At 56.6% G+C, this 23,212-nt stretch carries 22 protein-coding genes; 12 read left to right on the top strand and 10 right to left on the bottom strand.

From position 1 onward, the window contains the following. Positions 1-694: 694 nt before the first annotated feature. Positions 695-2,434, bottom strand: a complete 1,740-nt coding sequence (locus WDJ60_RS15190) for a transposase (protein ID WP_340101464.1) — start codon at positions 2,432-2,434, stop codon at positions 695-697. Between the two features lie 1,612 nt (positions 2,435-4,046). On the opposite strand from WDJ60_RS15190, the gene WDJ60_RS15185 reads away from it, so the two are divergent. Continuing rightward, positions 4,047-4,472 carry a DUF5805 domain-containing protein gene (locus WDJ60_RS15185; protein WP_340101463.1) on the top strand — a complete coding sequence of 142 codons (426 nt, stop codon included), beginning with the start codon at positions 4,047-4,049 and terminating at the stop codon, positions 4,470-4,472. Beyond that, a complete protein-coding gene (locus WDJ60_RS15180; protein WP_340101462.1) occupies positions 4,469-5,494 on the top strand; it encodes a tyrosine-type recombinase/integrase in 1,026 nt (341 codons plus the stop codon). The genes WDJ60_RS15185 and WDJ60_RS15180 overlap by 4 nt, the downstream gene beginning before the upstream one ends. Before the next feature lie 400 nt (positions 5,495-5,894). Here the strand turns inward: WDJ60_RS15180 and WDJ60_RS15175 are convergent, their stop codons facing one another. The 4 genes from WDJ60_RS15175 to WDJ60_RS15160 form a co-directional block, all read right to left on the bottom strand. Continuing rightward, positions 5,895-6,935 carry a metal ABC transporter permease gene (locus WDJ60_RS15175; protein ID WP_340101461.1) on the bottom strand — a complete coding sequence of 347 codons (1,041 nt, stop codon included), beginning with the start codon at positions 6,933-6,935 and terminating at the stop codon, positions 5,895-5,897. Beyond that, entirely contained in the window at positions 6,935-7,672 is a 738-nt protein-coding gene (locus WDJ60_RS15170; RefSeq protein ID WP_340101460.1) for a metal ABC transporter ATP-binding protein, read from the bottom strand. Before WDJ60_RS15170 ends, WDJ60_RS15175 begins: the two co-directional genes overlap by 1 nt. After that, positions 7,669-8,733, bottom strand: a complete 1,065-nt coding sequence (locus WDJ60_RS15165; protein WP_340101459.1) for a metal ABC transporter substrate-binding protein — start codon at positions 8,731-8,733, stop codon at positions 7,669-7,671. The genes WDJ60_RS15170 and WDJ60_RS15165 overlap by 4 nt, the downstream gene beginning before the upstream one ends. Positions 8,734-9,458: 725 nt before the next feature. Further along, positions 9,459-10,100, bottom strand: a complete 642-nt coding sequence (locus WDJ60_RS15160) for a dienelactone hydrolase family protein (protein WP_340101458.1) — start codon at positions 10,098-10,100, stop codon at positions 9,459-9,461. Positions 10,101-10,205: 105 nt separating this feature from the next. Here WDJ60_RS15160 and WDJ60_RS15155 point away from each other — a divergent pair, with 105 nt between their 5' ends. The 4 genes from WDJ60_RS15155 to WDJ60_RS15140 all read left to right on the top strand — a co-directional run bounded on the left by WDJ60_RS15155 (position 10,206) and on the right by WDJ60_RS15140 (position 13,597). Further along, a complete protein-coding gene (locus WDJ60_RS15155) occupies positions 10,206-10,844 on the top strand; it encodes a phosphoribosyltransferase (protein ID WP_340101457.1) in 639 nt (212 codons plus the stop codon). A gap of 102 nt (positions 10,845-10,946) precedes the next feature. Next, positions 10,947-12,170, top strand: a complete 1,224-nt coding sequence (locus WDJ60_RS15150) for a CBS domain-containing protein (protein WP_340101456.1) — start codon at positions 10,947-10,949, stop codon at positions 12,168-12,170. 151 nt (positions 12,171-12,321) lie between these two features. Further along, a complete protein-coding gene (locus tag WDJ60_RS15145) occupies positions 12,322-12,501 on the top strand; it encodes a DUF7511 domain-containing protein (RefSeq protein WP_340101455.1) in 180 nt (59 codons plus the stop codon). Between the two features lie 76 nt (positions 12,502-12,577). Next, complete coding sequence (locus WDJ60_RS15140; protein ID WP_340101454.1) at positions 12,578-13,597, top strand: BtrH N-terminal domain-containing protein; 1,020 nt, start codon at positions 12,578-12,580, stop codon at positions 13,595-13,597. A 62-nt stretch (positions 13,598-13,659) separates the two neighbouring features. Here WDJ60_RS15140 and WDJ60_RS15135 read toward each other — a convergent pair whose 3' ends face one another. After that, complete coding sequence (locus tag WDJ60_RS15135) at positions 13,660-14,094, bottom strand: FKBP-type peptidyl-prolyl cis-trans isomerase (protein ID WP_340101453.1); 435 nt, start codon at positions 14,092-14,094, stop codon at positions 13,660-13,662. A 130-nt stretch (positions 14,095-14,224) separates the two neighbouring features. On the opposite strand from WDJ60_RS15135, the gene WDJ60_RS15130 reads away from it, so the two are divergent. Further along, positions 14,225-14,854: a class I SAM-dependent methyltransferase gene (locus WDJ60_RS15130; RefSeq protein ID WP_340101452.1), complete on the top strand. Its 630-nt coding sequence runs from the start codon at positions 14,225-14,227 to the stop codon at positions 14,852-14,854. 59 nt (positions 14,855-14,913) lie between these two features. Here the strand turns inward: WDJ60_RS15130 and WDJ60_RS15125 are convergent, their stop codons facing one another. Beyond that, complete coding sequence (locus WDJ60_RS15125) at positions 14,914-15,108, bottom strand: DUF2196 domain-containing protein (protein WP_340101451.1); 195 nt, start codon at positions 15,106-15,108, stop codon at positions 14,914-14,916. Positions 15,109-15,293: 185 nt separating this feature from the next. Here WDJ60_RS15125 and WDJ60_RS15120 point away from each other — a divergent pair, with 185 nt between their 5' ends. After that, a complete protein-coding gene (locus WDJ60_RS15120) occupies positions 15,294-15,716 on the top strand; it encodes a universal stress protein (RefSeq protein WP_340101450.1) in 423 nt (140 codons plus the stop codon). 74 nt (positions 15,717-15,790) lie between these two features. Continuing rightward, complete coding sequence (locus tag WDJ60_RS15115; RefSeq protein ID WP_340101448.1) at positions 15,791-16,645, top strand: coenzyme F420-0:L-glutamate ligase; 855 nt, start codon at positions 15,791-15,793, stop codon at positions 16,643-16,645. A gap of 90 nt (positions 16,646-16,735) precedes the next feature. Here WDJ60_RS15115 and WDJ60_RS15110 read toward each other — a convergent pair whose 3' ends face one another. Further along, positions 16,736-18,397: a class III poly(R)-hydroxyalkanoic acid synthase subunit PhaC gene (locus tag WDJ60_RS15110; RefSeq protein ID WP_340101447.1), complete on the bottom strand. Its 1,662-nt coding sequence runs from the start codon at positions 18,395-18,397 to the stop codon at positions 16,736-16,738. A 66-nt stretch (positions 18,398-18,463) separates the two neighbouring features. Continuing rightward, the gene (locus tag WDJ60_RS15105; RefSeq protein ID WP_340101446.1) at positions 18,464-19,819 is read right to left on the bottom strand and encodes an FAD-dependent oxidoreductase; all 1,356 of its coding nucleotides are present in this window, start codon (positions 19,817-19,819) and stop codon (positions 18,464-18,466) included. 179 nt (positions 19,820-19,998) lie between these two features. Here WDJ60_RS15105 and WDJ60_RS15100 point away from each other — a divergent pair, with 179 nt between their 5' ends. Next, positions 19,999-20,418: a universal stress protein gene (locus WDJ60_RS15100; protein WP_340101445.1), complete on the top strand. Its 420-nt coding sequence runs from the start codon at positions 19,999-20,001 to the stop codon at positions 20,416-20,418. An 89-nt stretch (positions 20,419-20,507) separates the two neighbouring features. Continuing rightward, positions 20,508-20,744 (top strand): hypothetical protein, encoded by a 237-nt coding sequence (locus tag WDJ60_RS15095; RefSeq protein ID WP_340101443.1) that lies wholly within the window; start codon positions 20,508-20,510, stop codon positions 20,742-20,744. Between the two features lie 12 nt (positions 20,745-20,756). On the opposite strand, the gene WDJ60_RS15090 is transcribed toward WDJ60_RS15095, so the two are convergent. Continuing rightward, positions 20,757-21,242, bottom strand: coding sequence for a DUF7992 family protein (locus WDJ60_RS15090; RefSeq protein ID WP_340101442.1), 486 nt, complete (start codon positions 21,240-21,242; stop codon positions 20,757-20,759). A gap of 502 nt (positions 21,243-21,744) precedes the next feature. On the opposite strand from WDJ60_RS15090, the gene WDJ60_RS15085 reads away from it, so the two are divergent. Continuing rightward, positions 21,745-23,127 (top strand): nicotinate phosphoribosyltransferase, encoded by a 1,383-nt coding sequence (locus WDJ60_RS15085; protein ID WP_340101440.1) that lies wholly within the window; start codon positions 21,745-21,747, stop codon positions 23,125-23,127. Positions 23,128-23,212 lie beyond the last annotated feature (85 nt).

Raw genomic sequence — 23,212 nt, 5'->3', positions numbered from 1 at the left:
CAGTTCCCGCGCGATAGCTGGGCGGTCTGTGTTCCCGATCCCGTCGCAGGTTGTCGATCCATACCGGAGACGAACTGCGGTTGATACAAATAAGTGAAGATTATTTTATATTTACGTATACTGTATCATACGTGTTTATATAGACTGATACGTACCGGTAGTCGTCTAACATCGAGGTGTACACGTTACAGGACTCTAAGATTTCTGTATGAAAGGACGGTAGTTGTTGTGGTAGATAGCATTCTCCTCGAGCAATCTATAGTAACAACTGAAACGGTTTACACACCGACCGCACCGCCCTCGTGCGGTCGTGTGTACAATGGCTTTCAGTGGCTATTATAATTCTAAGAGGTTTTAGAAACTTGTCGGCCGGTTTGATAGGCTGATATTGACCCTCGTGAATAGTTATAACGACCACTCACTGAGATTCCGGCCTACGTGTGCGATAGATGGCGGTTCGTAGAAATATAGATCCCAACCTTGTGACTTTCTCACGTTTTCGGGATATAGAAGCGCTACAAACGAGTAACAGTCGAATCATATAGAATCTGAGAGATTGATGGGGGTGTTCTCTGTGTCGATTCTTAGCTGGCTGAACAGAACGGTTCGAGTGACGAACAGCCACCGATATCGAGCTTCGATTGCGAGTCCTGCGGCTTGCCGCAGGCGAGCGACAGGGTACGGCAGCATCTTCTCATCCGACTTTCCGGAGAGAGTGGCCGACCGCCCGGACGAATGTCCTGGCGGTCACGACCGGTGGCGACCTGATATCCCGCTCTATGCCGACTTTCACCAGAAAGTCGGTGAGCCGCCACAGGTTGTACAGTAGCGCTGCGAACGTGAAGTTGAACAACCGCACTCGGTAGTCTGTCGAGGAGGTCTTCGGGAGGTACGCTTTCACCGACTTGTACTGGTTTTCGATGTCCCAGCGACGACCGTAACTGTTGGTCACGTGAGCGATCTCGTCGGGAGCGACGTGATCGCGGTTGGTCACGAACACGGCATACTTGCCTTCAGCGTCGTCACTGGTGGCTGGAACGTACAGATATTCTGCAGTATGATCGACGTCCCCGTCCATCCCGACGGGGACGTCGTGGTTGACAGCGGCGTCTACCCCGTCTTTGGTTTTGATGTGCTTGATCGCCTCGTAATCTGACTCGTATTTCGGCACTGGCATCGTGTACAACAGTTCACGACTGTTGATCTCTGCACGAACGTTCCTCGTGTAGAAGCCACGATCCAACAGAATCTCGTCCAGATCGACGTACCGCTGGGCTCTCGAAAGCAGACGCCCAACGACGTCTGCTTTCGAGTCAGCGGGCGTTTCAGCTGGTTCCCAGTCTGAGTGTTCCTTGACGCCCTCAATCCCCAAGATGATCGGCACGTCGTTCCCGACGATCGTGATCGTCGCGAACGTGTAGCCGTGTTTCAACTCACCGTCGTCGACGTACCCGCTCACCATCGGCGGGTACGTCGACTTTGGAATCTCCTCGTCCTTGTCGACCCACGGCCAGACGTGGTAGGGAACGTGCGTGAAATCGACGGCCGCCACGACGTGGCGGTCGTCGAATGGATCTTCGTACCGGATTGTCTGGAGGATATTCTCCGTCGCTGTATCGAAGGCGTCCATGAGATACTCGCGAAATACCTCGGTGAATGCCACGATATCCTCGATCTGTTGGTTTTGGAGCGGAACAGAGACTTCCTGATCAGCCGGCATTGCGAACTGCTTGATCACTCGGAGGAACGTAGAGTCGTCACAGGCGTCGTTCTCGTCGAGAAACCAGCCAGCTTCGCCTTCAGAATGGGCGCTTCCTTGAGTGAGGCATGCCGAGGCGAACAGATCGAGGATCTGTTCGTCCTCGTAGACTCTGTTTTCAGCCCTCTCAGAGTCGAACTCGCCGAAGGCGTGCCTTCGGGCGAGCTCGACGATCTTGTTCCCCTGCTTCCGAACGTGCTCACGTGTTACGGTCGGTTCATCACCCTCTTCTTCGATATCGTCTTCATCTGGGATTATCGGAACCCGTGCTTCTGATAAGACGCTGCGGTCAACGGCTTCGTGTGCGATACCCGTAGCTGCGGCGGTAAGCGTCTGTTTGGTTTGTTGGCTGAACTGCTGCCACGCGTACGAGAGTGATTGCTGGGACGGTGCCTTCTCTAAATCAAGTGTCTTCAGGAGTGATGGTCGGTTTTCGAGGCGATCTGCGACCTCGCTCTGGGCGAGGTCGTAGATCTTCTGATAGAGATACACCCGAGCCATCGGTTCAGTGCCGTTTGCGACCTTGTGCTGCTGGCGGTCGTCGGTGAGTCCGTCGGCTGGAATTGATACTTCACCAAGGACACGCCAGAGGTGATCCGCTGATTCACAGACTTCTCCAGCGTGATAGACGATCGCCCCCGCGAGCGCGGGGGCGTCGTCATCGACTGACGACATCCGTTTAGAACTCATCGTAGTTCTGAGCGGGGTAGCAAGCGGTTTCAAATCGTCACATTAGTCGTTAAATCGACCGTTTGGGACCCTTCTCGAATTCATAGCTGTCTCGTCACACGGTACTGCTGCCCAAAAAACGTATTAGCGAACTAGTGGTTGGTAGAAATTGAGATCCCGAAAACGTGAGCGCCACCGTGGTATATTGAGTATAGCGGTATATGATTTATAAAAAGTAGAATCCACTACTTGCGCCAGATATACAATGCTTGGGTATGACAGTAACATTCTAAGTTAAAATGGCAGTCACGTCTGGTAAGGATTTGAAGTTGAGTAATCAAGGGTGAGTAGACCAGTACACCAGAATTCATAGTGCAGTTCAGCAAGCCGGTGGTGGGGGAAACCAACCAGCTGTGGGGCAGACCATGCGAGGACAATCTGGGATCGTTATTGAGATCTCGAATAACTGGACGATCGCTCTGGAAGAAAGACGCGATCGAAGAATTCTCGAGATCTGTTCGGTCTGATAGAGTGTACGAAAAAAGAGGGCACCGCTGAGTTTACCTGTGTGTGGTGGCAGTCTGTCTCTGCGAGCACTGTGGACGGCCCCTGTTCAAAGAGCAGACAACCCCCTCGGTCGAGGGAACGCCACTGGGCAGAGGGTAGAGTTCTGTGATTGCAAGAATTTTACCGGGACAATCGAGTGTTACTTGACCATCCAAAGCGAGAATCGCAAAGCGAGTTCAAGTACCGGCAACCACATCTCAAAGAGTATTTAAAATCTATAATCGGGATGACAAGTCCTGCTTGTCGTGCGGGTGAAATCGGTGCATACCAACGGTGTCGACAGCAATTCAGCGAACAGTCGTGAACGGCCAAGCCACCGCTCAAACGCCCTTCCCAAAAGGACGTAGAACTAGAACAGACGCTATCTGTTGGTGCCAACTACGGAACCTCGGTAAAGCTTCGTGGACGAAATGCTGATAGAATCACAGTACAGCGTACAGCAACTGGCCCGGGTTGCAGCCGACAAAAATAATATTTTTGCCTACGTGTGTATAGAATTCACTGCACAATTGTTTGCTGCTTATCGTATGTCGAAGATTTAGTAATTGCTCGTGAATGTTTCTCCTATCCTCTATGAACTATGTCCACTGTCAGTCACTATTGTGTGTCACCGAATCATATCGATTTGCTACATGAAAAAGCTGCTCTGTAAAGTGCACCTCGAACTCGCAATTGGGAACTGCTGACAAACCTCAACGATCGTGGACTCCGTACAACCACGCCCAGAATCCAACTATACGGCGTTTACCAGCAGTGATAAGTACCCACTTATAAAAGGGCCTTTGAAACCCATCTCACGACCACAACTCCAGGGGTTGAGGTGGTGGTGTCACCTTCATCTTGGACTAGCTATTCTGTTCTCGGGGAGTCGACACTGGCCCTGCTCTGGGAATCGTGTACACATGTAACTTGTTTAGGCGTGAAAGTAATAGCGTATATTGTCAGAATACAAATTTCTCGTGGCGGATTTAGAGTTTATGCTCACAAATAAGGGTCTTTAGCTGTGAATACAGAGTTAGATTGATGTGGGTGGGGTTCGACTCCTCCGATAATGGCAACTGATTCTGACGATACGTCGAAAGTAGTCGTCCAGGCGTACCTCCCTGAGTACCAGCGGGACGAATGGGACGCACACGCAGACGATCTGGATATGAGTCGGAGCGAGTTCGTCAAAACGATGGTACAGGCAGGCCGGCGAGGATTCGACGGTCGTCCTGCCCCCACAACGGAGAGTGTCACGCCCGCCACCCCTAATGAGCAAGTGACTGAGCAGTCAGAGACGGCACAGTCGAGTGAGGCCCTCGAAGAAACAGTGCTCGATGCGCTCTCCGCCGAAGATTATCGCTCCTGGGACGAGCTACTCGAAGTTGTCACAGACGATATCGAATCACAACTCGAAGACACGCTTCAGAATCTCCAGGCAAACGACCGGGTCCGATATAGTGGGCGCCACGGCGGTTACACACTCGACGCATGAGCAGCGACACCGACGCTCAGTCCCACAGCCAGGATGCGATCGAATACTTTCTCGAAGATATTACCTACCAAGGTAAAAAGCCGCAAACACGCGAGGCCTACGAGCGTGTCCTTTCAGATTTCCAGACGTATCTCGAATCGAGGGATCTCACGTTCGATGACGCAAATCATCGAGACTGTATGGCCTACGTACATCGACTTCGGGGAGTGGTCGCCAGTAGTACTGTCGCGACGTATGCCTCCTACCTGCACCGGTTTTACGATTATATGGTCCAGGTGGGCCGATTCAGTGAGAATCCGATGTCGCTTGTGCTCGAGGAAATCGATGAATCAATAAATACAGACCCTGCAAGACGGGATATCTCGGTTGTCGAGATGCAAGATTTCTTCGCGACAATCTCGCATCCCTTGGACTCTGCTGTCGTTGGGACGCTCCTCAAGACTGGAATGCGCGCTGGTGAACTCTGTAATCTCGATCTGCGAGACCTCAAACTTTCGAACGTACCTGTCGAGTTGGACCATCGTGCAGGGCTCGATGGACGTGGAGACGCCGTTTACGTGGATTCGGAGCCGTCTCAAGGGCAACAGTACAACGGTGAAGAACGCACTGCATCGAATAAACGGAAACGGCCGACGACGATTCCAGTCGACGAGGAACTCGCATATCTCCTGTGTCGCTGGCTAGCGATCCGACCTGATCCGCTGTCAACGGCAGACCCACTCTTCCTCTCAACATCGGACCGGTGGGGAAGTCGCCTCACACCGGATATGGTCCACCACCTGGTGGAATCGCACGCCCGTGAAACGGGCTGGTATCGCGTTGGTGGCGGCCCAGAAGAGAATGTCACCCCCCACTACTTCCGTCACTTCTTCACAACCCATCTCCGGGACCGAACTGGCGACCGGGGCATTGTAAAGTATCTTCGCGGTGACGTGGCCAACGACGTTATCGACACGTATACCCACGACTGGGGAAGCCGAGTACGCGATGTCTACGTTGCGAATATATATTCGATACTCTGAAATAACAATATAAAAATATATGGGTAATGGTTCATTTCTGCCGATTGGCCTGGGTGGCACGAGCGTATAAACTCTATAGCGCTATAGCGAATGTCCGCCGGATTCTGTTCCTCACCGAACTGGAGAGGTCACTCCTCCCGGGAACAGCGCGTGGTAAAGCAAACAGTTGGTCAGCCGTCCTCAGGGAGCTGGACGTCTGAATCAGGCATGTTACGAAGATACCGGTTCGAAACTGTTCGGACAGTGCACGTGGGTCCGTTGTGATCGGTCATCAACGTTGAGTCGTAGCAGGTCTTGAAAAATTCTGAGAGCACCTGATGTCCAAGAGCGACTACGAGAGTAGACAGTTTAATTTCGGTGTGAACAACTCGGGGTCGAGAGGAAACAAAATAATGACGACTCAGTTTTCGTCCTGTCCCCCATCCGGTGTCGCACGTGTCTGTGTCTCTTCGGAAGTTGTCGCCTGGCCGAATCGCTGTGTCACGAATCGGTGTCTGAAACGCAGTCCGACCTGAAGCACAACGTAGATCGCGATAGCGACGAGTACGATAGTCCCCCCTGCCGCCACATCGTAGACGTACGACAGTGTCACGCCGGCGACGGTCGCCAGTTGACCAGCAACGACGGCGGCCGCGATAGAGCGTTTGAACCCTCCGACCCAGGTGGTTGCAGCGACCGGAATGACGAGCATCGCGGCGACGAGGATGACGCCCATTATCTGCATCGCACCCACGACGACGACCGCAGTGAGGACTGCTATCAGCTGGTTGTACCGCTTGACGCTGAGTCCAGCAGCACGAGCGCCGACCTCGTCGAACGTCACGTAAACGAGCGGGCGGTAGGCAACGGTGACGACGAAACCGACGACGATACTCATCGCAACGAGGATCCCTGCACTGAGTCTGGAAACCGTTGCGAGTGACCCGAAGAGATAAGCGTTGATACCGACCGCAATCCCACCATCGGTCGCAGTCACAAGCACACTCCCGACAGCAAAGGAACCAGTCAGGACGATAGCCAGGGACGTATCTCTGTAGGCCCCGGCGTAGTCGACGAGCATCTGTACCAGTAGCGCAGCGATTGCAGCAACCAGCAACGCTGTCAACAGCGGCGGAACCGAGAGCGAAAACAGCGCGTTCACGAACAGACCGGCAGCGACGCCTGCGAACGCGGAGTGAGCGAGCGTGTCGCCGATCATCGCCATCTCCCGGTGGACGAGGAAACTCCCTACGAGCGGGCCGATAACCCCGATACAGATTGCCGCGAGGTACGCTCGTTGCATGAACGGAAAGCCGAGCATTCTGACTCCTGACAGAGTTGCCAGTACGTCGAGAACCGTTCCCCAGAGCACATCGAGTAACACCGCGAGCAGCCAGTCAACACCCTCACCGAGAGCGGACAGCGGTGTTCCAGTGGTTTCTGAATATGACAGTGCGTGCATCAGTGATTGTGCTGGATGACGTGTTGCCCGCCGCCGTACGCGTCAGCGAGTGCGTTGGTTTCGACGAACGTCTCGGGGTCACCGTGGAAGAACAACTCCCTGTTGAGACAGGCGATTTCCGAGGCGTGAGTCGTCACGATACCGATGTCGTGTTCGATGAGGATGATAGTGATACCGCCGTCGTTCAACTCGTGTAGCAAGTCGTAGAACTGTTCCCTGGATTCGGCGTCGACGCCCACAGTTGGCTCATCGAGTGCGAGCAGGTCCGCCTCCGCAGCGAGCGCACGTGCGATGAACACACGCTGACGCTGTCCGCCAGATAACCGGCCGACTCGGCGGTCCGCGAGAGCCGAGATTCCGACGCGGTCGAGTGCAGCCTCAACGGACACCCGATCCTCGGACCGAAACCGACGGAACAGGCGACGGGGGTATCGCCCCATCCGAACAACTTCCGAAACGGTGATCGGCATCTCCCCTTTGGCGCTGGTCACGTCCTGTGGGACGTATCCGACGCGCTCGCCGTCGCTGAACGAATGTGCTGGCTCACCGAACAGTGTGATGGTGCCGCTATCTGGTTGCCGCAGGCCAACCATCAGTTCGAGAAGTGTGGTTTTTCCGGAACCGTTCGGTCCTACGAGCCCCAGAAACTCGCCCTCGTCGATCTCGAGAGAAACGTCTTCGATGACCGGCTGGTCGGCGTAGGCAAACGACACATCGCTGGCCTCGATAGCGGTCATTGTGCGTTCAGTGCATCTTCGAGGGTGGGGAGGTTTACCTTTTCCATGACGTCGACGTATCCCCAGTCGTTTTCCTCCCACTCCTCTTTCAATCCGGGCATAGCGGTCAAGGGCAGGACCGCCTCTGCGTCGGTCTCTGCGACCAGTTGCTCGGCTGCTTCCTGTGATTCGAGCGGGTCAGCACAGATGTATTGCAGGTCGTGGTCCCGGATGATGTCCTGTGCGCGTTCGATATCCCGGGTCGTCGGGTTGTCGTCCGGAGACACGTCGGTCAGTGCCTTGATCTCGATGTCGTATCGGTCCCCAAAGTACTGAAACGAATCGTGCCCTGCGATGAGCAGGACCTCCTTGGAGGCAGATTCTCGAACTGCCTGCATGCGTTCGTGGAGGTCGTCGAGTTTCGCTGCGTAGTCGTCCGCGTTTGCCACGTACGTCTCAGTGTTACCCCCATCGACAGCAGCTAGTCCCCGACGGACGTTCGAAATAGCCTCTTTCACACGCAATGGGTCCATCCAGAAGTGCGGGTCTGCAGATTCTTCGTCTCTGTGCCCGTGATCGTCGTGGCCATTTTCGTCGTCGTGTTCTTCGGTGTGGATGTCGTCGTCGTGGCCATTTTCGTCGTCGTGTTCTTCAGTGTGGGTATCGTTGTCGTGGTCATCTTCGGTATGGTCGTGATCCGCCCCAGCTTCCAACAAGCCGACGCCGTCACTTACGTCAACGGTCACGACATCGGCACCGTCATCTTCGAGGTCACCTTTGATGTCATCGACCCACGGCTGAAATCCGTCCATGCCGTGAAAGAGCACTCCCGCATCGTAGATGTCTTCACGAACTCTTGGTCCGGGTTCCCAGCCGTGGCCGTGCTGTCCGACGGGGACGAGTAGGTCGGTTTCGACCGCCCCGTCAGCTACATTTGCTGCTACATCACCAAACACAAAAAATGTCGCCTGTGCTGTTGCATCACTCGCTCCACTGCCATTACCCCCGAGACAACCTGCGAGCGTTCCGAATCCAGCGATTCCGACTGCCGAAGAGAGTAACTGCCGTCGCGTTGGTGCCATGCGTAGTTAATAATATTGAGTATGGATATAATAACTTTACCCTTTTACTCGTCATTTATTAATAGATCTTCACATGTATTACACTCACTGTTAGCACGATAAATCGTTATCTACGCTGCGTAAGGGGGAGCGTCCGACTACCGACGCAACAAATACCCGAAATATGATCAGACGAAAGTGCAGATCATCGGTGACCTCTTCCATCAATATATCATATATACCCATATATAAGATATGGATAATTTATGTTTTACAGCCTCAGGATTGTCCTGTACCATTAAAATAGCAAAAGCACGTGTTCAGTCTGTCGCCTGAATATCTCATAGATACCTGTTTTACATTACACATCTAAAAGGAGGAACTGTAGCGAGATTCAATAGCGGTGCGTATTCTGGCGGAATATACACTCCCGAATTCCGATTTCAGTACGTCAGTCATCGAAAGCAGTTCCACCCTCAGATAAATGAGAGATATATAATAATTAGACTGTTGAATACAGCCATAACATCATCGAAGTATTAATAATATATTCCATATATTTATACTGATTTTCGGATTAAAACATATTTCTCATAAGTCTATGAGAACTTGATTTTGTGTCGACGACGGCCAACCGCCGGATTGCCGTCACGGTTCGATGCGAAAATGAACGCTGGGCAATAGAGCAGTCGGGAATAAAACGACGCGTGCTGATTCAACAGCGGCAGACAAACACGGACAGCGATTCACTGTAACGACTCTGCGAACCAGTCGGCTGCCACATCCGCGACTTCTTCGAGTTCTGCCTGCCTTTCGAAGAGGTGTCCCGCTCCCTCGACGACGTGTAGTTCCTTCTCACAGGAGAGACGCTCGTAGGCCTCCCGGTTGAGTTCGAGTACTTCGGTGTCGGCGCCGCCGACGATAAATAGCGTCGGGACGCGAATCTCTTCGAGGACTTCCGCGGCCATGTCGACGCGGCCACCGCGTGACACTACCGCATCGACACTGTTGTCCGGACGGACCGTCCCCCTGAGTGCGGCGGCGGCACCCGTGCTGGAACCGAAGTAACCCACGTTCAGATCACGCGTGTCATCTCGGTTACCCAGCCACGCAGTAACGGCAACGAGACGGTCCGTCAACAGAGGTATATCGAAGCGGTTCTCGCGGACCTGGTCTTCTGATTCGGTGAGTAAATCGAACAACAGTGTTCCGAGACCACGGTCCCGGATTACCTCTGCGACGAAGTTGTTCCGCGGACTCTTCCGACTGGAGCCGCTCCCGTGAGCGAACACGACTAGTCCGGATGCGTCGGCCGGGATGTCGAGTATCCCGTCGAGTTCGACGCCGTCGACCGGAATCCGGGTTGGGTTCTCCGCCGTCTGTCTCATGGCGGAAGTAATGCTTTCGCGTCAATTAGTCACACGGCAATTCCAGACTCGTGAGAACGTCCGAGTGTTACAGGCATCTTCGAGTCTAACTTCAGCCGAAGGCTCATGGCTGACTCCCACCGATTCACAGACCGCACCCAGGCGGGCGAACAGCTCGGTGACGCGCTTCGAGAGCGCGACCTTCACGTAGATATCGTGCTCGCGATCCCCAGAGGTGGACTTCCGCTGGGTCGAGCCGTGGCCGATGCGCTCGACGTGCCGCTGGATATTGTTGTCGCATCGAAAATCGGCGCACCCGGGAACCCGGAGTACGCTATCGGCGCCGTCGCCAGCGACGGGACCGTCTGGCGGAACGAAGAGGCCTTTCGTGGGACGGGCTCCAACGAGGAATATTTCGAAAACGAGCGAACCAAAGAGGCGGAGAACGCACGGCAGAAGGCCGACCGTTATCGAGGTGACCGGCCAGAACCGGACCTGGCTGGAAAGACCGTGGCGGTTGTCGACGATGGCGTCGCGACGGGGTCCACGGCCAGGGCGTGTCTCAAGATGCTCGGAGAGACCGATGCCGAACGTATCGTGCTGGCGGTCCCGGTCGGACCACCCGACAGTATCGACGAACTCGAAGCGATGGCCGACGAAGTCGTCTGTCTCGAGACTCCGAGCAGTTTCAGAGGGGTCGGGCAGTTCTACGACCGCTTCGAACAGGTCTCTGACGAAGAGGCCATGGCGTACCTCGAAGAATAGTGACCGGCGACTACTTCAGATCCGACAACGAAGCATCACATATCGGTGGTCAAGCACCGAGACCGGAGAACGAGCAGCCAGTACGAACGGATGCGCACAACCATGAACATCGCAAATATCGTCTCAGAGGACTACGTGGAATTACAACCGGAAACAACTGTTTCGAAACTCGTCGGTATCTTCGAAGACCGGACAACCAGAGGCGTCGTCGTGTACGGTGACGAGTTCGAAGGTGTCGTTACGAGACGGCAACTCGCAAGGTCACACCACCAGCCCAACGAAAAGCTCCGCTCGCTGGTCTGGCACGTCCCCCGACTCTCGCCCGACGAGGATATTCGCAAAGTCGCCCAGCTCATGATCGACAGCGACGCACACCTCCTCCCGGTATTCGACGGCAACGACCTGAGCGGTGTCGTCACTGTCGACGGGATTCTCGAAGCGGTCCAACCGTTTCTCGACGCAGCAACCGTCTCTGAAGCCGCGAGTACTGACCTCGTCACTGTCGATCCCGACTCGACGTTCGGGGAGGCGCTCCACATCTTCCGCGAGAATCGGATAACTCACCTGCCGGTCGTCGAAAACGACAACGCGCTCGGTATCTTGAGTCTCTACGATGTGACCGGAGTTACAGTACGAGATGCGGACCAGAGCCAGGGTGGCGAGGGGGGTGGACAGGATTCCTTCGGCGGCAACCTGTCTGACAGCGCAGGGCGTACGCGCGGCGGGGGGTTTGGTGCGAGGGAAGGGGAACTTGCACGCGTACTGGATCTCCCGGTCCGTGACGTGATGGCGTCACCGGTGCGGACGATTCGTCCGGACGAAACACTCGAAGCAGCCGTCGAAGAGATGTTCGCAATCGACGCATCGTCGCTGGTGGTCACGGAGAACGGCAGCCCCTACGGTATCATCACGAAGACCGACGTTCTCGACTCGCTCACCTGGGAAGCCGGCGGTAATCGGGCGGTTCAGGTCTACGGTACCGACCTGATTGACGACATGAGCTACGACGACATCGTCGCGATGGTCGAGAAATTCGACGACAGAGACCACGGAATGAACGTCCTGGACGCGAAGGTCCATCTCCACGAGCACGACGAGAAGCGCCGCGGAACGCCACTCCTGCTCGCCCGGATTCGTCTGCATACCGACAGAGGACTGTACATCGCCTCCGGCGAGGGGTACGGTGCGAGCCACGCGCTCAACGAAGCGCGTGACACCCTGGAACGCCGGATTCGAGACAAAAAGACGCACAAAAAGAGCAAGAAGCCACGGAGTGAGGAGTTCTGGGAGAAGCGCTTTGGCTGGATGCTCGAAGGGGAAGACTGAGTGAGACGACCATGGTGCTCTGTCTGAATTCCGGTATTGTCTGTGCGTTCGCCAACAGGACACACCACTCTGGAGAAGACGATCAGAAACGCTGCACTGTGAGTCGAATGCGACCGTCCGAACCCACTGCGACAGACACGGAATAAACAGTATGGGCACCACACCCTCAGAATCGGTCGAACGCGAGGTGTTCGTAGCCACCGTTACGGAACGAGCAGACGGTGGGGAGACGTGTACGATTTCACCGTTGCCAGAGAGTGAACGAGCGTTGCTCGCGGAGTGGGTTCTGGCTCACGAGGAGTCCTTCGTGGCTCTCGAAGAGATTCGATGAAGGTATTCGACAGTGTCCTCCTTGGATTGTGTTAGTGGGGTAGAGGAATTATTTCATCGCTGACCGTAGGCGTGGTATGGAACTCGTTGAAGGGTACGACCACCAACCCGGTAGCCACTGCGGGGCGATTGCGCTTCGGAACGTTGCACAGTACTACGGCTGGAACTACAGCGAAGCGACCTGTTTCGGAATCGGGGGTGGTCCGGCGTTCGTCCTGTACGACCATCCCGAAGAACCGTGGGTCACGTTCCGTGCCAGTTCCACCTGGCTGGAGCGGGCGTTTTTCGAACGACTCGGTGTCCCACACTCATTTCGGAGCGGAGACGACTTCCAAACTGCCTGGGACAACGCGACGATGCGCGTCGACGAAGATGATCCCGTTTTCGTGTTTCTCGACCCGACGCCGTTGCCGTACCTCCCCGACGAACCCGACCACGTACCGCCTCACGTCGCAGTCATGATAGGCTACGACGAAGAAACCGTGATACTCTCAGATGGGGCGATGGAGGCGCGACAGGAAGTGTCCCGCGCGACGCTACAGAGCGCCTGGGCCAGCGACGGGATCATTCCATTGGATAACGAGTACCTCACTGTCACCCGCGCGAGAACGACCAACGATGGCACGGACGCGGCTGCTGCCGGTCTCCGACAGACTGCAACGTACATGCTCGAGCCGCTCCAGATCAAGCGAGACGCACGAGGACCGGGTGCCGAGGGACTCGCAGCACTGCGGTCGTTCGGGGACTATCTCGGTGCGTGGCCGGACCTTCCCGAACCGGACCAACCGGTGGCGGCTGCCCATCGAAGCATCGACGAACACGGCGAAGGGGCAGCGTTCCGAGCGCTGTATGCCGATTCGATCGAGGAGTTGGGACAGCGTACTGAACTCCCCCACGACCTGTCTGACCGAATGGCCCGTGTCGGTGAACAGTGGCAAACCGTCGCCGATCACCTGGAAAATATCCTGACCGCGGACGACCCGCATCCCGCTCGCTTCGAGGAGGCTGCGAGTCTGATCGGTGAGATTGCTGACCGTGAGGAGGCGATATTCGAGGCGATCGCCGAAGAACTGGGCCAACCCAATAGCGACGAGTAAAATACGGCTGCCGAAAGCCTATTTGAGAGACAGACAGTCGGTCGACACACGACGTGCGCGCGCTACTCGACATCGAGGACTTCGACGTCGAACGTCAGCATCTCCCCGGATCGTTCGGGGTCGAAATCGACGGTCACTGAGTCGTCTGTCACCTCGACTACTTCACCCAGCAGTCCCGTCATGGCGTGGATCTCCTGGCCGACTTCGACGGGAGTATCGACCATCGTCTCGAACTCGTGTCGGTCGTAGGTGAACGTAAAGTCCTCGTGTGGAACCTCGATTTGGGCAGTATCTCCGTTCTCTAGCCCGAGTAAACCATCCTGGAGCGACTCGATTGCTGGCTCAGCCCCGATTTCGAGGACAATCGGTCTAAATCGCTTGTCCATCTCGAGACCGTGGTCGACTGCCACTTCTCTGGAAGACGTATCGAAGAGTTCCCCGTCCGGATACGTCGCAGTGAACGCTACTTTCACCCGGTCACCTTCTTCGATTGTCATACAGGGACTTCGGGATGGTGTGTAAAAAAGAGACAGGCTGGTATGTGGGTCGCTGGCCTCCCACCGAATCAGCCAGTCAGTTCTCCAGAGAGACCGAACACTGGTATAGCCGTAGTCTGTACAGCTACATATGCCGAAAGCCACGCCCTTCGAAGAACACACGGAACGATACGACGAGTGGTTCGAGCAAAATGAGAGTGCCTACGAGTCGGAATTAGACGCCATACGTCGTCTCCTGCCAGCTGGGTACGGCCTCGAAATCGGTGTCGGGAGTGCGCGATTCGCCGAACCACTCGGAATCGATGTCGGCCTCGACCCCTCTGGTGAGATGCTCGAGTTCGCACGCGAGCGCGGAATCGATACTGTTCGAGGGGTCGCCGAGTCCCTCCCCTTCGACGAGAACGCGTTCCAGACGGCGTTGCTGGTCACCACAATCTGTTTCGTCGACGACGTGGCAGAGACGCTCTCCGAAGCCGCTCGAGTCCTCGACTCTGACGGCACGCTCGTGATGGGCTACATCGACGAAGATAGTCCCGTGGGACAGATATACAAGGAAAAGCAAGCGAACAACCCCTTCTACCAAGAGGCTACCTTCGTCTCGACCGACGAACTCCTCGACGAACTGGAAACGGCCGGATTCACCGACTTCGAATTCGTGCAGACCATCTTCCAGTGGCCCGGGGACCTCGACGAGCCCGAACAGGTCGAAGAAGGCTACGGAGACGGCTCGTTCGTCGGCATCCAGGCAAGACGCTCGTGAACTGGTGCCGTTCCGTGCTGACGGGGTGGCGGCCGCAGTTACCGGCCGGAGCGATTGAGTCAGACCTCGGGGCCGATGCGCTTGACACGCCCCCGAACGCCGGATTTGAGTTTCACGAGAATCCCGTCGGGATGCGTCCGCTCGTCGGTCAGTACGGCACCGATCTCACCGACGAGCCGGTCGCCGTTCTCTTGCTCGATTTCAACGGTGAGTCCCTTTCTGAGTTCGTCTCGTGTCGGAAGGTCAGCTGACATACATGCGAATATTGGAGACGAACGGCCTTAGAAGAACGGCGTCGTTCCCGTGCATCGAGAAAGACCACCTCAGCTCGTCCGGCCATCTCAACGAGTTCTGGTGCACCTGGAGCGAACACGCGAGGTGATTTTCACTGTGCAGGAATCATGGCTAACTCTTTTTCGCTGCCCGAAAATCTCTGGATATGAGCGACCACATTCTGCTCGCGACAGACGGAAGCGAATATGCCCGCAGGGCTGCCCAGTACGCAGTCGACCTCGCAGCCGAGGAAGGCGCGTCTCTTCACGTCCTCTGTGTCGTCGACAAACGAAAGCTTAGCGAGCCCGCGTTCAGCTCGACAGAGTACGAGACAATCGAGGCGGAAGACCACGGACACGACTGCGTCAAAGAGGTGTCCAAAATGGCAGATGGAACCGGCATCACTGTCGAGGGCGACGTTCGCCACGGGGTCCCGTCCGAACTCATCTTGGAGTACGCCGCCGAAATCGGGGCTGATCGTATCGTCATCGGGGAACACGGAGAACACGACGAACATCTCGGAGGGGTCGGGAGAACGCTCGTCGAGGAAAGTGACCGTGAAGTCATCGTCGTCGAAGGCGAAACGTAGCAATCCGTTTCGACGTTCGAAAACACAACGAATCCAAGGGGTTTGATTTGACAGCGACGTGAATAGTCGAGCGTATGCCAGAGCTGACATTTCGAGGGATCGATATCGGACGAGTTGAGCCAGAAGACGATATCGTGGAGATGCTCGTGGAGACGACGACCGACGAGTACCCGTTGGAAGATGGGGACGTAGTCGTACTGACATCGAAAATCGTCTCGATTGCAGAGAACCGGTTCGTCGAAGCTGACGACGTGACAGTGACCGACCGTGCCGAGCGCGTTGCCAGCGTCACTGACCTCGACCCGCGGGAAGTAGCTGTCATCTACGAGGAAAGTGAGGTGTTGGGGGCAATTCCGGTGGCAGACATTGGAGAAGATTTCATCCTCGAACATGCAGCCGACCGTGAGGCTGCCGAGGAGGCAATCGAAAAGATGCCCTCGGCGCTTCTAACAGACCGCGACGGTCGACTCTGTTCGAACGCTGGCGTCGACTGGTCGAATTCTCCTGAAGGGATGATGACGTTGCTGCCAGAGGACCCCGACAGGAGCGCGCGGGAAATTCGAAGGGGGCTAGAGGAACAGACCGGTGCCGATGTGGCGGTCGTGCTGGCAGATTCCGAAATTATGGGTGCCGGCACGATGGATCTCGCTGTCGGCTGTTCGGGTATCGAGGCAGTGGACAGTAACTTTGGTCGAACGGACCTCTACGGCGAACCAAAAATCGGGGGCCTCGACCTCCTGGCGAACGAACTCACGGCAGGGTCTGCACTGTTGTTCGGCCAGGCCGACGAGCAGATACCCGCCGTCGTCGTCCGCGGCCTCGACTACGATGACGGTGAGGGTATTCCGAACTCCGGTGGGTTGATTCGTCGAGGGCTGCGAAAGACCATCCAGTTGACGACGCGGCTGAAGGCTCGGGAGTGGTTCTGAACTGGCCGGGAGTCGGGCAGAACAAGCTTGACTGACCGCCTGCAAGACTCTTGACAGTGTCTCAGCCGAGGGATGAGATTCCTGAGTGGCTCAGTCCTGTGAGGGTGTCTCGACAGCCTCGTGTGCGTCGAGTAGCGCCCGCGCCCGGTCGATCAATTTCCGTGCGAGGTTAATTGTGGTCTGTGCTGACTCACGGACCGTGCTCGGATCGCTGACAGCTAGTTCCCCGACTGATTCGATACCTGCCTCACGAAGTCGGCCGGCGTACGTCGGGCCGATTCCATCGACGTGTTCGAGGTCGTAGGTTGCAGCGATATCGGTATCTTCGATAGCCTCCTCGATTTCGGCCCGCGTCGCCTCTCCGACGGTCTCTACGAACTCCACCTCGACGCCATCGTCGGTCTCAACTGCAACAGTGGTACCGCTCGTGCCGACTTCGATTTCGATGTCGCTGTCGAGTGTGTCTTCGAGAAAAGCCCTGATACTCTGTACGTCTTGACGAATCACCGCCCGTGCGGTGTCATCTTGTTCGTCGGCGACGCTAATTTCGATCTCGTCGACATCACCCACCGTCACATCCGTCTCGATATCGACGCCGAGAGCCTGTTCGACACCCTCAGCGATAACCTCGGCAAGCCCCGGTTGCTTCGATTGGTCGAGAAACCACTCGGCGACTTCCGGCCAGACATCTCTGTGCGCATTCGTGGACATTGCGAGTCCGACGTGACCGGTCGGATACTCGATAGTCGTCACCTCGTCGCTTCCGACGACGTCGTTGAAGGGTTTGCTCGCCTCCGGCGGAACAAGGTGGTCGTACTCACCGACGATCTGGAGCAGTGGCATCTCGATGTTCCTAACGTCGACGCGTTCACCGTCGACGACCAGTTCGTTCTTGTAGAGACTGTTCTTCTGGTAAATCTCTTCGAGAAACTCGGCGTAGACATCGCCCGCCACGTCGATGCTTTCGGAAAGCCACGTCTCCATCCGTGCGAAGTTCCTGACGAAGTCCTCGTTTTCGACTCGTTCGAACAGACGGACGTACTTCGAGACGTAGTTTGTCACCGGGTTCATCAGTGCAAAACCCACATCGAGAAACTCGCCCGGGACATTGCCGTACGTCTGCGTCAATGCCCGCGGGTCGTAGTGGTTCTCGTCGCCCCACAGTTCGAGGATTCCCCCAGTATCGTCGAAGTACAGTCCGGTAGCCAGTAGCGCCATGGCATTCACTTTCTCCGGGTAGCGGGCAGCGTAAATCGCTGACAGGGTACCGCCCATGCAGTATCCGAGGACGTTAATCGACTCCTGGTCAGACGCTTCCCGGACGAAATCGACGCAGTTGTCGATATATCGGTCGACGTAATCCTGAATCCCCAACCGACGGTCGAGCCGCGACGGTTCGTTCCAGTCGATGAGATAGACATCGTGGCCCGCTTCCAGAAACCGACGAATGACGCTTCGGTCTGGCTGTAAATCGAGAATGTACGGCTGGTTGATAAGCGCGTAGACGACGAGAATCGGCACGTCGTGCCGGGTGTCCGTGACCGACTCGTAGCGGCGGAGCTCCAGTTTGTTCTCGCTGTAAACCACTTCACTCGGCGTTTCGCCTACCTCGACAGACAGGACGTCTTCGAGGCGGTCATCGAACAGTGCCGCTCTTCGAATCGTCTCTGCGCTCACGTCAGCGAACTCGGCCTGGGTCGATAGTAGAAACTCGACCGGCGACCGTATCCGTCCGTCTTTCTTCGGGGTCATCGTATTTTGTGTGACTGGTAGTTGATTGTCGATGCAACTCGTTGATGCCCGAGGCGATTCGAATCGTTACTCCGTACGCTCTACCCGTCCGTTAAGGACCCTCGCTGCCGTCGCAACCGGGTCCCAGACCGGACTATATGGTGGCGCGTACGCCAGGTCGAGTGTTTCGAGGGTGGCGACGGTCATCTCTCCGTGCAACGCCGTAGCGACAGTGTCGATGCGTTTGAGCCCGTCAGGCCCCGCGAGACTCGCACCGATAACACGGTTCGTTCGCTGGTCTGCGACGAGATTCACAGTGAGTTCTTCGGCCCCCGGGTAGTAATGTGCTCGGGTCGGCGCAGAGATCTCGACTGAGACGGGTTCGAACTCGGCGTCGCGCGCACGTTGTTCGTCCAGAATACCCGTCCGCGCTGCGCCGTACTCGAACGCTTTGACGATAGCTGTCCCGGCGATGTCGCCGACTGTTGTCGGCGTTCCGGTGACAGTTTGGCCGATGGCTCGCCCGGCGCGGTTTGCAGTCAGCGCCAGTGGAACGTGGGCGGGCTCACCGGTGACGACGTGTCTCGACTGTGCGCAGTCGCCGGCCGCGAACACGTTTTCGTAGTTCGTGCGTCCGAACTCGTCGGTCGCGATGGCACCGGTCTCACCGATTTCGATGCCGGCTTGCTGGGCGAGTTCGACGTTCGGAGCCACTCCGACACCCACGATGGCCATCTCGACTGGAATCGTCTCCTCGTCTACCACGATGCCGTCGACCACCTCCTTGCCAGTGAAGCCGTCGACCGAGGTTTCGAGATGGAGGTCGACGGTTTGGTCCCGGAGATGGTCCTCGATGACGGTCGCAGCCGACTCGCCGAACGGCTGGAGGATATGTGGCAGCATCTCGAAGACGGAAACGTCGATACCGTGTGCGTCCAGTGCCTCCGCCATCTCGACGCCCACGTAGCCACCGCCGACGATGGCCGCTGATTCTGGCTCCATCTCGTCGATGTAGTCTTGAATCGCGTCAGCGTCATCCATCGCGTGAATCGTATACACACCGTCGAGGTCGCGACCGTCGAGCGGTGGCTCGATTGCGTGTGCACCAGTGGCGATGAGCAGCGTGTCGTACGGTTGCTCGAACCGCTCGCCGTTTGTCGTCACCGTGACTCTCTGGCTGTCGGGGTCGATTCCGACGACTTCGTGCTCCGTTCGAAGGTCGATATCGCGCTCTGTTCTGAACTCCGCTGGCGTCACCTGAACGAGGTCGTCGAGCGTTTCTACGTCACCTTTCACGTAGTATGGCATCCCACAGGCGGCATACGAAACCCACTCGCCGCGCTCGAACACAACGATATCGCGGTCAGGATCTTCACGTCTCGCCTTGCTCGCGGCGCTCATTCCAGCAGCGTCTCCACCGATGATCACAAACGGGTCTCCCATACCGGGACTACGCTCAGACCGTACTAAGAACACAGAGGTCGTTCGCAGATCGTTAGAATCGCTGGAGAGAGTATCACAGCGACAGGTCTGCCCAGGAATGAACCGAGCCGGCTGCCACGACATGTGAGATATGCTAGTTGGCAACATAGAATTAAACACTCTCATCTCGTAGCGCACCTATGGGGAGTATTCTCCTGGCTACCGATGGGAGCGAATACAGCCAGCAGGCAGCCACGGCCGCGATCGAACGAGCGAAAGAGCAGGATGTACCGTTACACGTCATCTGCGTCGTGGACGACCGGCGATTTGACGACCCCGCCCTCGGGTCGGCGGAACTGGCGAGGATATACGCAGAAGATGAGGCGGCACTGACTGTCGACGACGTGGTCGAGATGGCTGCCCGCGAGGACGTCCCTGCTGACGGAGAGACGAAGCGAGGACTTCCGCACGAAGTTATCCTCGAGTATGCCGACGAAGTCGATGCCGATGCTATCGTCATCGGCAAACACGGCGACCACGACACGCACTTTTCAGGCGTTGGACGAAAGCTGACTGAGGCGGCCGGCCGCGACGTTGTCGTCGTCGAAGAGCAGTCGTGACTGCGGCCGTCTCGTCCCCGGTTGCTGGACGCCAGATATCACGACGGCATAGCTATTTGTGTGTCCATCACACTATCTGACAATAGGCCATGAGTGCAACAGTGTTTCTCGAAGAACCCCTCGGCGAGCACGAACAGCGCATCGACTGCGAGGAGGTCAAGATAATCGGAGACCTCGCCTGGGCGAGTTCAGAGGACCAATCCCAGGAAATCGTTCTGCCGTTATCGAACGTCTCGGGTGTCACAGGTGGCTCCGTCAAACAGGAAATCGAAGCTATCGAGGCACCGGGTGGCCGGTTCACGGAACTCGTTACCGATATCAGCTGACACGCTGTGCATTCACCGTTCTTCTTCGTCTCTCGTTGGCACCTGACCGAACGAATCGACGCTCCAGACGGGATCAGACAACTCTCTCTCGCCCCAGTCAACGTAATTGGTGGCGATTGTTTCGGCGACAGTGTCTCCGAGTTCTCCGAGTTCACTCTGGACGACCGATGCAGGAGAGACAGCCTCTTCGGCGTCGTCACCCCACTCGTCGGGTACTGCTGGCGTGACGTATCGGAGTCGTCCGGCCTCGCTGTCCCAGAAGAAGTCGAACGCATGGAACAGAGACAGTTCCTCGGCCCACTGGATGTCCGCTTCCGAAAGGTCGGTGTACTGCCACCACTCCTCGAAGCCTTCCTGCCAGGCGTTTTGCCGAAGAATCTTTTCGAGTTCTTCACGCCGAAGGCTAATTTCACTCGTTACTGCATCGGAGTCGACTGTGTCCGGAATTCCGCGATTCGTGATGTCCGGCGGTGTCGGAACGTCTACGTCGATGACCATACTGGAGGTTCACACTCGTCTGTAATAAGTCGACGACAAGTTTTCAACAGGCGAGCAAAGACAGTGCGATACTTATTGTCCAGTACACGAGTAAGACAAACGAGTGGACCGGTATTCACTGACTACTCCTTCTGTTGGCCACCAATTCCCAACATCGTCTCGCCATTCGGTCTTCAAAAGAAGTACTCGTGGGGCTGGGAACTGCTCGACGACTTGCGTTGGACGAATCGACCGGTCTGGTTTCGCAACCGAACCATGACCTGAACCGGAATTTCACAGACTGATGTTGAGGTTAGTAACATCATAATGTATTTAGTCACCATCATTTTCCATTACGTGGATATATCCGTAATTGCTTCTAGGCGCTGACTAGAAGATGCCTACCTCACCGATCTGTTACAGACGTTTCTTGACGAACTCCAATCGACTCACCGGCCGTTTTGCGAACGCAGAGCGCGTCCGTCAGCGACACATCCTTGTTCTGGGCGAATGAAGTACGTCTATGACCACTGCCGAGACCCCTCGATTCGGATACCTGTCGCCCGACGATCTCGGTCTGTTCACGGACCGGTACGAACTGACGATGTTGCGTGCGTACCGCGAGGCCGACCACACCCCCATCGGGACATTTTCGCTGTTTTTCCGGTCGTTGCCCACGAATCGTGGATACGTCATCGCTGCGGGCCTGGAACAGGCAATTGCCTATCTGCAGGATATTTCGTTCGGAGAGCGCCAACTCGCCCATCTCCGGGAAGAGGGGTTCCCGGAAGCGTTTCTCGAGTACCTGTCCGAGTTCGAGTTTACCGGAAGCGTCCGCGCTATCCCCGAGGGAACCGCAGTCTTTCCGAACGAGCCGTTCATCGAGGTCACGGCACCGATCGACCAGGCACAGCTGTTTGAGACACTCCTGATAAATCAGGTCGGGTTCCAGAGTCTGATCGCCACGAAAGCCGCTCGGATGCGCGACGTTGTTCGCAAACACGGCGACGACCAGACGCTGGTCGATTTTGGCTCTCGACGAGCACACGGCACCGACGCCGGCCTCAAGGCCGCTCGCGCCGCCTACGCCGGGGGCGTCGACGGCACCTCCAACGATGCCGCCGGCGAGCGGTTCGACATTCCAGTCTTTGGGACCATGGCCCACTCCTGGATTCAGAGTTTCACCAGCGAGCGTGACGCCTTCGAAACATTCGTCGACGTGTACGGCGAGGATTCTGTTTTGCTTGTCGACACCTACGATACGATAGCTGGCACGGAGACGGCAATCGAGGTTGCCCGCGAGACGGACGTTGACGTGCGCGGCGTTCGACTCGACTCGGGTGACCTCGCAGCACTCTCTCAAGACGTTCGCGAGATGCTTCCGGACGGGATGGACGTGTTCGTCTCCTCCGGTGTCGACGAGTTCTTCCTGGGGGAGTTTTTCGCCGATGGCGGCGTTGCAGACGGCTTCGGACCGGGGACTGCGTTGACGACGAGCAAGGACGCTCCGACGCTGAACCCGGTGTACAAACTCGTCGCCGTCGAACGAGACGGCGAGATGCAACCGAGTATGAAACTCTCCGAAGGCAAGGTGACCTATCCCGGTGCAAAGAGCATCCGTCGGTTCAGCGACGACGACGGCTTTCACCGGGATATCCTCGCCCGCGCGGACGAGGACGTCGGTGGCGAAGAGTTGCTCGTGGATGTCATCAGAGACGGTGAATTCGTCTACGAGTTCCCGACACTCGACGAGATTCGTGACCGGACCTTCGAGACTCTCGAGAGACTTCCGACCGACGTGCGAGCCATCGAGAACCCCGCCGAGTATCCGGTCGATATCAGCGACGGCCTCACGGCCACGGCCGAGCGGGTCCAGTCGGACCTCCGGCAGCGAATGAATCTGTAGAGTTTGGGAACGTTCCCGTGGCGAGGATGCGGCGCAGTACGGGCGGTTCGAGTGTCAGTTCGGGTGCGCTTCCGACAAACAGTCG

Source organism: Salinibaculum salinum, assembly GCF_037645885.1.
GTDB lineage: Archaea > Halobacteriota > Halobacteria > Halobacteriales > Haloarculaceae > Salinibaculum > Salinibaculum salinum.
This window is presented reverse-complemented; position numbering and strand designations above follow the sequence as displayed.